The sequence below is a fragment of the uncultured Desulfovibrio sp. genome, from assembly GCF_944324505.1.
Lineage (GTDB): Bacteria > Desulfobacterota > Desulfovibrionia > Desulfovibrionales > Desulfovibrionaceae > Desulfovibrio.
This window is the reverse complement of sequence record NZ_CALUWO010000005.1, coordinates 170,846-178,280: the sequence shown is the minus strand read 5'-3', so window position 1 is coordinate 178,280 and position 7,435 is coordinate 170,846. Positions and strand designations below refer to the sequence as shown.

Below are 7,435 nucleotides of genomic sequence, written 5' to 3'. Positions count from 1 at the left end.
GCCCGCTGTCAAGCACTTTCTGCCTGCCGGAGAAAATTTCTTCCCGGTCCGGCCCGCTCCACGGTGCTTCGCTCTTCGTTTGTCAATGCCTCCCGAAGGGCACTTGCCGTTTCCCCCGGGCGCGAAGTGCGTTTATGCGCGTCTTTTGCGCAGGAGTCAAGCAAAAATGTAACAACTGGCAAAATTTTTCCCAGAAGCCCCTGCCGGGGCTTCTGCCCTCAGCGCCACGACCGCTTGCTCCGGGGAGCCACCAGGTGCCGCTGATGCTCTGTCCAGAACAGCGGTTTGAGCCGACGGGCCAGACGCGAGGTCAGCTTCACGAACTGCCCCACCAGAATGGCCGAAATGAGCGTCCCTTCCCGCAGGCCCACCACTTCGCCCAGCACGACGAGGGACAGCACTGCCGCCGAAATAACCAGGGACACATCGAAAAGCACCTTGATATTCCCGAATATCTTTTTGGTCTTGTACGCAATGGCAATGACCATGCCCTCGCCCGGCAGGACGGTGGCATTGCAGACGATTTCCAGACTGATCCCCAGACCGAGCACAGCAGAGCCGCCCACGCACATGACCATCTGCCAGACGTAGTCGTCTGTCACCAGCGGCTCGGTGACCCACATCCAGAAGTCAATGCCCAGGCCGAAATACAACACCGCGGGCAGCTGCATCAGCTGAACCAGACCGAACTGTTTGCCCAGAAGAATTTTCTGCACAGCCAGAAAAACAACATTGGTCAGAAAGGTGGTCATGCCCAGACTGAGCGGCAGCATGAAGGTCAGCGCATAGGGCAGGCTGCTGATAGGCGTTGTGCCCAGATAGGCATTGGTGGTCAGGGCCACCCCCAGAGAACAGATCAGCAGGGCCACACACAGGCCCCCGTAACGTTTGGCGATTTCCTTTTTCGTTTTCATGAAAAGGGGAATACGCCATTGGTATGTTTTGTGCAAGAGGGCTGTTTCTGCCCTGGCCGGCTATTCCAGCAGGCTGCCCACATCCCCCCTGCCCATGCGCAGCCCAAGATGCCGGTAGGCCTTGGCGGTGGCCATGCGCCCGCGAGGGCTGCGCTTGAGAAAGCCGCACTGGATCAGATAGGGTTCGTAAATTTCCTCAATGGTGCGCACTTCTTCCGAACAGGCCGCGGCCAGGGCCTTGATGCCCACGGGGCCGCCATCGTAATGCCGAATGACCACTTCCAGCAGGCGCCTGTCCATCTGGTCCAGCCCCAGCGGGTCCACATCCATGCGCTGCATGGCTTCGGCGGCCTGTGGTCCGGTAATGGTTGTGTGCCCGTGCACCAGGGCAAAGTCCCGCACACGGCGCAGCAGACGATTGGCGATGCGCGGGGTGCCGCGCGAACGCCGCCCGATTTCTTCCGCCCCGTCCGGGCTGATGGAGACGCCGAGAATGCGGGCCGTGCGTGTGACGATGCGGGCAAGGTCCTGCGGCGCATAGTATTCCAGGCGGGCCACAATGCCGAAACGGTCACGCAACGGTGAAGAAATAAGCCCCATGCGCGTGGTGGCCCCCACCAGCGTGAAGGGTTCCAGGTCGATCTTGACGGTACGGGCGGCCGGCCCCTGGCCAATGACCAGGTCCAGCTTGAAGTCCTCCATGGCGGGATAGAGCACTTCCTCCACGGCAACTGGCATGCGGTGGATTTCGTCCACAAAAAGCAGATCGTTGTGTGACAGATTGGTGAGAATGGCTGCCAGGTCTCCGCTGCGCTCCAGCACCGGCCCGGAGGTACAGACCAGGTTGACCCCCAGCTCCGCAGCCATGATCTGGGCAAGGGTTGTCTTGCCAAGACCGGGATTGCCATAAAACAGGGTATGGTCCAGCGCCCTGCCCCGCTCGCGGGCGGCATCCAGATACACGCGCAGATTGGCGCGCAGTTCATCCTGCCCGATGAAATCGTTCAGGGAACGCGGGCGAACGCTCTCATCCAGCGCGGCCGCATCCTGGCTGACCGCGGTTTCGGGCGTATGAAAAAAATCCTGGGCGCCGGGCATCGGGCCATCCCCTCCGTTCTTGCTCATTTGCCGTTTTTCACCATGCCGGAACGCTGCCGGCGCTGCCGCGGCAACGGTTTTCCGCCCGCAGCGTCACGCTCCGCGGCCTGTGTTCCGGGGAGTTTTCCCCCAAAAGGCTCCCGGCCAGCGCGAGGGGGGTGTCTTGCCGCCGCTTGCCTGCGCTATTGCCCAGGCAACGGCTGTACGGGGATACGACGCTGCCGCTTTGCCGCTTGCCGCCCGGCAGCCGGTTGCCGGTCTCTGGCACGACACCACAAGCGGCCCTCCTGCGCCCTGGCAGGCGTGCTAACCCAGACCGCGGGCCAGCCCCTTGAGGGCCGCTCTCAGGGCGCCGGTGACATCCAGGTCCGGCTGCTCAAGCAGCAGCTTTTTGACCAGCGGCGCGCATTCATCCTCGGCATAGCCAAGGTTTGCCAGACCATCCAGCACATCCCGAAAGACGGACCCCGGGCGGGCATCGCCGGTCAGCACGGCCCCCTGCGGGGCATCCTCCACCTTGAGCTTGTACTTCAGCTCCAGAAAGACATGTTCCGCCGTTTTCTTGCCGATGCCGGAAACGCGCGTCAGGGCCAGCACATCATCTTCCAGAACAATGCGCCGCAGGTCCTGGGGCCGGAAGATGGACAAAATACCCAGCGCGGTGCGGGCGCCCACCTTGGAGATGGAGGTCAGCACCTCAAAGGTCTGCCGTTCCTCAAACGTGGCAAAGCCGTACAGCTCCTGTGCATCCTCGCGCACCACCAGACTGGTGTAGAGGGCCAGCGGCTCCCCCCGGCCGGGCAGGGACGACAGCGTATGCGCCGGCAGGGCCACCTCATAGCCCACGCCACCCCGGGTCACCACAAGGCAGTTACTGCCCCAGACCTCGGCCTGCACCCCTTCCAGATAGGCAATCATGCTTCCTCCCCTTGCCGTCCCTAGCCGCCGATACCCCACATGGAGCTGGTGGCCACGGCCGCGCCACGCCGTGCCTTGAGGATGTCCACCCCCAGGGGCTTGCGCCGGCAGGCTGCCTGCACCACCCTGTCCAGCGCCGCGTCATCCAGACGGGGATGGCGGAAGATGGCCCGCAGACGGTATTCCCTGTCGGCAAAAAGGCAGGTGCGCAGATGCCCATCGCTTGTTATACGCAACCTATTGCATTCATTGCAGAAATGATTACTCATGGGCGTGATGAAACCCAGGCGCCCCCGGCCGCCGGGCAGGGCATACATGCGGGCCGGGCCGGCGTTGCCCGGCTCAGGCGCCAGCGGGACCAGCGCCGTGCAGTCCCGCGCCGCCGCCAGCATGTCAGCGGCGGGCCAGAAGTAGGTATCGCTCCACAAGGTATCGCCCCCCATGGGCATGAATTCGATGAAGCGCACATCCACCGGCAGGCTGCGTGCCGCATACACAAAGTCAGCCATCTGTCCGTCATTGATGGTCCGCAGGCCCACGGCATTGATCTTGACGCGTATGCCCGCCGCCAGCAGGGCATCCAGGGCGCCAAGCACATCGGGCAGCATGTCCTTTCCGGTCACGTGGGCAAAGGTCTGCCGGTCAAAGCTGTCCAGCGACAGATTGACGGCGCTCACTCGGGCCTCGCGCAGGGCGTCCAGATTCTGGGAAAGCAGGGTGCCGTTGGTGGTGATGCGCAGATCCAGCGCCGGAAAGCGCCGCCGCAGCATGACCAGAAAGTCGCCGCAGCCCCGGCGGGCAAACGGTTCTCCCCCGGTAAGGCGGACTTTCTGCACGCCAAGGCGCTGCATGGCCCCCACCATGCGCAGCATTTCCTCATAGCGCAGCACATTTTCATGGGGAATGAAGCTGTGCCGGGCATTGCTGCTGCAATACAGACAGCGCAGATTGCACCGGTCCGTGATGGAGAGCCGCAAATAGCGCACCACCCTGCCCCGCATGTCGGCAAGGGAAAGCGTCCTTGCGCCCTCCCCTGCTGCGCGGCAGTTGCCAAGACACTCTTTTCGATTTACAGAAGCACTCATGAAAAACCTGCTCTTGATGGCGGCTCTGCCCGCCCTGCTCCTGTGCACCCGGCCGGCCATGGCCTGGGACGGATTTGATGCCGACTCGGCCGAACTGGTCGAGATCATTCCCGACGCCCTGCCCACCAAGGGTGAAAATGTGGACGTGCGGGACTACTCCACGGATATCACCACCACCTGCCTTGTGGAAAGCGTGCTGCGCAACAGCCGCACGGTGGAGGTGGTGGTCATCACACCTGACGGCGGCAGGCGCACGCTGGTCATGGAAGGACGCTAGCCGGCCAGCGCTTCCGGCGGAGGACGGCCCGGCGTGCCGGCGCCCGCTCTGGAGCAGGCACCGGCGAAAACGGCGGGATCAGTCCCGGCCTTCCTCGTAACCAGGCAGCAGCACGCTGGTGCTCGGTCCCTGGCCCTGGGCCTTGGGGCAGTGTTCCTGCAGATGGCAGATTTCACAGCCCCCCTTGAAGGGATAGTGGGTCACCAGCGCAAAGCGCCGGTTGAGCGTGGACTGATTGGCCTTGTATTCAAGGCCCAGACCGGCAAGGGCCTGCTTCAGGCTTTCGGTGGGGCGCGGGGCAGGCGCACAGCCGGCGTCCTCCACTTCAGGCAGGATTTCCTTCACGGCGCACATGCACATGAACTGGGCCAGGTTGTTGTCCTGCCAGCCATCGGAAGGGGCCTTTTCCCACCGGGCATCCACGGCCTGTTCCACACTTTCTGGCAGCCACACCGCCAGATAGGCGGTCTTGCCGGTGCTGATTTCCACAACCTTGAGTTCCGGCAGCCATTCGCCCCACAGACGCACAAGGCGTTCCAGCACAGCTCCGCCCAGGCGGCTTTCCTGACACAGGGTCATGAAGCCCTCCATGTCAAAATAGGGCAAGACTTCATGTTCCGTTATGGTGATATCGCTCACAGTTGCTCCTTGTCATCAGGCTGATATTGGGGGGAAATTGTGGCACCACGACGCCGGCTCCGTCAAGGGGGCTGGCGGGATGTCCAGGAACCTGCCGGCACTTTACTTCATACCCCCTCTTCTTTACCATTCCGCTCGTCCTTTTTGTCAAGGAGACAGCATGAGTACCGACCATCCCGAAAAGATCCGCTATATCTACAGAATGAACCCCGAAACCCGCCTGCATGCCGCCCACGGCGTCTGGGGGGGCATCAATCCCCAGGGGGAAATCGAGCTGAATTTCTACCATGAAAGCGACCGCCTGCCCGGCGCCTCCGAATGCCTCATCGCTCCCGATGGCTCCGTGGGGCCGGAACTGCCGCTGGATGAAAGCAACAGCGTGCGCGAAGTGGTCCGCCAGGTCCACTCCCGCGTGCTCATGAACTACCACACGGCCAGAGCCGTGCTGGAATGGCTGGAAGACCGCGTGAGTGCCCTGGAAATGGATGCCGGCGAAGATGCCGGCTTCTTCGGCGGACACCCCGGCAATCCCGAGCAGTAGGCATGAAAGAGCACAGCTTTCACATCATCACCTTTGGCTGCCAGATGAATGTCCACGACTCGCAGTGGCTGGCGCGTGCCCTGGAGGCCCGCGGCTTCTGCGAGGCTGCCCCGGAAGAGGCGCAGGTCATTGTGGTCAATACCTGTTCCGTGCGCGAAAAGCCCGAACTCAAGGTCATGAGCACCCTGGGGCGCATCCGCCAGATCACCGGCAATTCGCCGCGCGTGCTCGTGGGCGTGACCGGCTGCGTGGCCCAGCAGCTGGGCGAAAACCTGTTCCGCCACCGGCAGGTGCGTCTGGTGGCCGGCAGCGACGGCATTGCCTCGGCCCCGGCGGCCATCGAACGCCTGCTGGAGGATCCGGCCCTGCGCCTCTCGCTGCTGGACTTCACCAGCCATTACGAGGAGCGCGAAGCCGGGGCACCCCTGCCCCGGGCAGCAGCCGGCCACGTGAACATCATGCAGGGCTGCGACAATTTCTGCGCCTACTGCATCGTGCCCTTTACGCGCGGCCGCCAGAAATCGCGCCTGACGCCTGCCATCCTGGCCGACTGCCGCGCCCTGCTGGCCTCCGGTGCCTCGGAAGTGACCCTGCTGGGACAGAACGTCAATGCCTTCGGCCGGGACAAAAGCGGCGACGGCACCTCCTTCCGGCAGCTGCTTGACGCCGTGAACGCCCTGCCCGGCCTGGCCCGCCTGCGCTATGTCACCCCCCATCCCAAGGATATGGGACCGGAAGATGTGGCCGCCTTCGGCGAGCTGGAGCACCTCTGCCCCCGTCTGCACCTGCCCCTGCAGGCCGGCTCCGATGCCGTGCTCAAACGCATGGGCCGCAAGTATGATGCCGCGCGCTTTCTGGCGCTGGTGGAACAGCTGCGCGCCGCCTGCCCGGACATTGCCCTGTCCACGGACCTCATTGTGGGCTTTCCCGGCGAAAGCGAGGACGATTTTCTCCAGACGCTGGACATGATGCGCGCCTGCAACTTCATGTCCAGTTTTTCCTTCTGCTATTCGGACCGGCCCGGCACCAGTGCCAGCCGCTTTCTGGACAAGATTCCGCCGGATGTGCAGCAGGACCGCCTGCTGCGCCTTCAGGCCCTGCAGGATACGCTTTCGCAGACCTGGCTGGCACAGCGCGTGGGGCAGGAAACGGACGTGCTGCTGGAAGAACGCAGCCGCCGCGACACCCCCGGAGACGACGAAAGCTGGCAGGGCCGCGATCCTTACGGCGCGCTGGTGCATGTGCCCATGCCCGCAGGCGAGCATACGGGGCGCATGGTCCGCACGCGCATCCGCCATGCCCACCGCCACAGCCTGGTCGGGGAAGCTCCCCTGCCGGAGCGCGGTGATGATTGAAGTGCACGTCACGTCCCTGGGGCTGGCACCCGACCGGAAAACCCCGGTCATCTGGCTGCGCCAGGTGGATGGCGATGCCACCCTCATGCTGCTTATGGGCGCCATGGAAGCCATGTCCGTTTCCCTGGTGCTCAACGGCGAAGCCCTGCCGCGCCCCCTGGCCCATGATCTCATGCTCATGAGCCTCAGGGCGCTGGATGCCCGGCTTTCCGCCGTGGAAATCTCGGACCTGCGCGACGGCATCTACTATGCCACCCTGACCATCCGTGCCGAAGGACGCACCATCCGTCTGGACAGCCGGCCCGCCGATGCCGTGGCCCTGGCCCTGCGTGCCCGTGCGCCCATCTATGTGCGTCCCTCCCTGCTGGGCCTGGACGACCATGCCCCCGGTGCGGAACAAACGACCGCGCCCGCCCCCCAGCGCCCGGATGCCGCTACGGACATGGCCCGCCAGATGGAAGCCCGGCGCGAGGCCGACAGCCTTGCCGGGCGGCTGTCGCGGGGGCTGTCCCTGCCGCATGCCGATCCTGACGACGAACGGCGCTACCGGGACCTGCTGCGCGAGCTGGAACCGGATACCCCGCGCAGGATGTAAGCACACCGCTCCG

At 64.1% G+C, this 7,435-nt stretch carries 9 protein-coding genes; 4 read left to right on the top strand and 5 right to left on the bottom strand.

All coding sequences use genetic code 11. The annotated features are described in order from the left end of the window. Positions 1-218: 218 nt before the first annotated feature. The 4 genes from Q0J57_RS07320 to moaA form a co-directional block, all read right to left on the bottom strand. Positions 219-914 carry a DUF6198 family protein gene (locus tag Q0J57_RS07320; RefSeq protein ID WP_297218767.1) on the bottom strand — a complete coding sequence of 232 codons (696 nt, stop codon included), beginning with the start codon at positions 912-914 and terminating at the stop codon, positions 219-221. Between the two features lie 60 nt (positions 915-974). Further along, a complete protein-coding gene (ruvB, locus tag Q0J57_RS07315; protein WP_297218765.1) occupies positions 975-2,039 on the bottom strand; it encodes a Holliday junction branch migration DNA helicase RuvB in 1,065 nt (354 codons plus the stop codon). Between the two features lie 279 nt (positions 2,040-2,318). Beyond that, positions 2,319-2,930: a Holliday junction branch migration protein RuvA gene (gene ruvA, locus Q0J57_RS07310; RefSeq protein ID WP_297218763.1), complete on the bottom strand. Its 612-nt coding sequence runs from the start codon at positions 2,928-2,930 to the stop codon at positions 2,319-2,321. 20 nt (positions 2,931-2,950) lie between these two features. Further along, positions 2,951-4,015: a GTP 3',8-cyclase MoaA gene (gene moaA / locus Q0J57_RS07305; protein WP_363315467.1), complete on the bottom strand. Its 1,065-nt coding sequence runs from the start codon at positions 4,013-4,015 to the stop codon at positions 2,951-2,953. Here moaA and Q0J57_RS07300 point away from each other — a divergent pair. Next, the gene (locus Q0J57_RS07300; RefSeq protein ID WP_297218761.1) at positions 4,014-4,292 is read left to right on the top strand and encodes a DUF5334 family protein; all 279 of its coding nucleotides are present in this window, start codon (positions 4,014-4,016) and stop codon (positions 4,290-4,292) included. The genes moaA and Q0J57_RS07300 overlap by 2 nt on opposite strands. Positions 4,293-4,370: 78 nt before the next feature. On the opposite strand, the gene Q0J57_RS07295 is transcribed toward Q0J57_RS07300, so the two are convergent. Further along, the gene (locus tag Q0J57_RS07295) at positions 4,371-4,931 is read right to left on the bottom strand and encodes a hypothetical protein (protein WP_297218759.1); all 561 of its coding nucleotides are present in this window, start codon (positions 4,929-4,931) and stop codon (positions 4,371-4,373) included. A 160-nt stretch (positions 4,932-5,091) separates the two neighbouring features. On the opposite strand from Q0J57_RS07295, the gene Q0J57_RS07290 reads away from it, so the two are divergent. The 3 genes from Q0J57_RS07290 to Q0J57_RS07280 are packed head-to-tail and all read left to right on the top strand — an operon-like array spanning position 5,092 to position 7,422. Beyond that, positions 5,092-5,472, top strand: coding sequence for a hypothetical protein (locus Q0J57_RS07290; protein ID WP_297218757.1), 381 nt, complete (start codon positions 5,092-5,094; stop codon positions 5,470-5,472). A gap of 2 nt (positions 5,473-5,474) precedes the next feature. Next, entirely contained in the window at positions 5,475-6,827 is a 1,353-nt protein-coding gene (miaB, locus tag Q0J57_RS07285; RefSeq protein WP_297218755.1) for a tRNA (N6-isopentenyl adenosine(37)-C2)-methylthiotransferase MiaB, read from the top strand. Continuing rightward, complete coding sequence (locus tag Q0J57_RS07280; RefSeq protein WP_297218753.1) at positions 6,820-7,422, top strand: bifunctional nuclease family protein; 603 nt, start codon at positions 6,820-6,822, stop codon at positions 7,420-7,422. The genes miaB and Q0J57_RS07280 overlap by 8 nt, the downstream gene beginning before the upstream one ends. Positions 7,423-7,435: the final 13 nt, after the last annotated feature.